Genomic DNA, 2,318 nt, shown 5'->3' with positions numbered 1-2,318 from the left:
TCGCCTACAAGGTGCTGAATCGGCGCACCGACCAGTACGTCCGCGTCTCGCTCGATGCGAGCGGGGGCGCCGTCGACCCCGAGGCGCTGGAGGCCGCCGAGCGGGCGGCCCACGCCGCGCGCTACGGGCGGCTCGAGCCGGGGCTGGCCGAGCAGCTGGCCGGAGCGGCGCCGGACGAGCGCATCCCGGTGATGATCTGGCTCCGCGAGCCCGCCGGCGCCCCCGCCGCCGGGCCCGAGCCGGCCCCCGAGCAGCCTCGCTCTCCCGCCCAGTGGGCCGCGGCCGTCGCCCCGGTCGTCGCGCCAGTGGCCGAGCATCTACGCCTCCAGGGCCATCCCGTCGCGACCGCCACCTATCTGCCCCTCGTCTACACGGCCCTCACGCCCGCGACGATCCGCGTGGTGGCCGCCTGGCCGGAGGTCGACCGGATCTACCTCAACGGGGTCGCGGATTCTCCCCCTGACGTCGGCCGCGCGGCGCCCGCCGACCTCATCGAGCCGCAGCTCAACATCGCCGCGAAGGCCATCCGGGCCGACAAGGTCTGGGCCCGCGGGATCACGGGCAACTGCACAGGCCCCTCCCGGTTAGCCTGTGTCGCCGTGCTCGACCTGGGCGGGCGCGCCGCGCCGAACCCGTATCTCGGCCCCGTGATCCAGGATACGGTCTACGCGTGTCCGGGCGCCCACACCATGCACGTGGCCGGCGTCACCCGCAGCCGGCATCCGGTTTACCGGGGCATCGCCCACGGGGCCAAGTTGTGGGTCGGCGGCTCCTGCAGCGGTTCACCCAAGGAGATCGTCAACCGGGCCGAATGGGCCTTGGGTCATTACGCGCAGATCCTCAACGCGAGCTTCGGAGTTGCGCCCGAGAAGAGAGATACTTATGCTTTCCTGGCGCGAAGCTTCGACGAGCTCGTCTACCGGTTCCGCGGGTTCGGGAAGGTCATCGTCGCGGCCGTCGGCCAAGTCCCCCAGACCGGTCCCCACGTGATATCGCCGGCCGTCGGCTACAACGTCCTGGCGGTCGGAATGGTGGACGCTCGGACCCCCCGCCGGACGGGGCACCGACTCCACCCGTGGTCGGCCGACATCCCGCCGGTGTCCCGCCATGGCGACCGCTACAAGCCCGAGGTGCTCGCGCCCGGGGTGAACATCGTGACCCTGAGCGACGACGAGCCCTGGATCATCTCCGACATCGGGACGAGCATAGCGGCGCCGATGGTGGCCGGAGCGGCGGCCCTCTTGAAAACTCGGGACCCCAGCATCGGCCCGGAACGGACCCGGGCGATCCTCATGGCCTCGGCGAGCTGGTCGGTCATGCGGGGAATCCAGCGGCAGATCGGGGCTGGCGAGATCGAGGCCGCGCGCGCTGACGACATCATCCGCCTCGAGGGCAGCAGCGACGACGACAGGGTGTTCTCGGGCGCCGTCTCCGGCTACAACTGCGCCCGTGATCTCGACCGCGAGATCTTTTTCTTCAACCCGTGGATCAAATCAAATGCCGCGAAGCGGATGCGCGTCGCCATCGTCTGGCTGGAGAAGACGACCACGCGGACGTACCCCGACCAGCCCGGCGCCGATCTCGACCTCTTTCTCTACGAGACCGACTACCGGCATCCTGATCAGCCACCCCGGTTGTTGGCGAACACCACTGAGCATGACCCGCCCGAGAAGCTCCTCAGCTATAAGCTGCCTCCGTGTACTGATCCCGACGGATGTTTTTCCCGGTTCTTCCACGTGCGCGTCAAGGCGTCCCGGTGTGACGTGAGCCCGTCGGAGCTCGGGTTCGCCTTCCGCCTCTCCAGGGCCTGGGACTGGGACCCCGCCAACTAGACTCGCGAGGGGAGGGATTGCGCCATGAGGGCAAGGCAGCTCGGGTGGCTGGGAGTGATCGGGGTCGTGGTGGCGGCGCTGGTCGGGCCATCGGCGGGAGGAGCGCGGAGCGAGACGGCGGAGCCGGTGGCGGTCCAGGTCGCCCGGCAAGGATGGCCGTGGCTCAGCATGGGTGACGGGCGCCCGGTCCCAATGATGCTGGCGGGGGCGTCGGGACCGGCCGGGGCGGGGCCGGCCCTGGGCACCCCGCAGGCGCTCGCGGCCGGCGACTTCGACGAAGACGGCGTCCCGGATCTCGTGAGCGCCTACGCGGGCGCGGGCGGAGGCCGTCTGATCCTCCACCGCGGGAACGTGGACGCCATCTACCCTTATCACCCGGGGGCGCGGGCGCGCCGGGCGAACGGCACCTTCACCGCGGCGCCCTTCCTCGCGCCGGTGCGGGTCTTCGCGGTGCCGGAGGCGCCGCACTTCGTGGCGACCGGGGAC

The 2,318-nt window shown here is 71.1% G+C and carries 2 protein-coding genes; both read left to right on the top strand.

Going from position 1 to position 2,318, the window contains the following annotated elements:
* On the top strand, positions 1-1,832 hold a 1,832-nt coding region (locus VGW35_21820; protein HEV8310312.1), incomplete at its 5' end, for a S8 family serine peptidase.
* 24 nt (positions 1,833-1,856) lie between these two features.
* Positions 1,857-2,318 (top strand): hypothetical protein (locus VGW35_21815; GenBank protein ID HEV8310311.1); only part of this gene is annotated, 462 nt, incomplete at its 3' end.

It is taken from the genome of Candidatus Methylomirabilota bacterium (assembly GCA_036005065.1).
Taxonomy (GTDB): Bacteria; Methylomirabilota; Methylomirabilia; order Rokubacteriales; family DASRDR01; genus DASYQW01.
The sequence above is the reverse complement of the archived record's forward strand: the minus strand, read 5'-3'. Positions and strand labels throughout refer to the sequence as shown.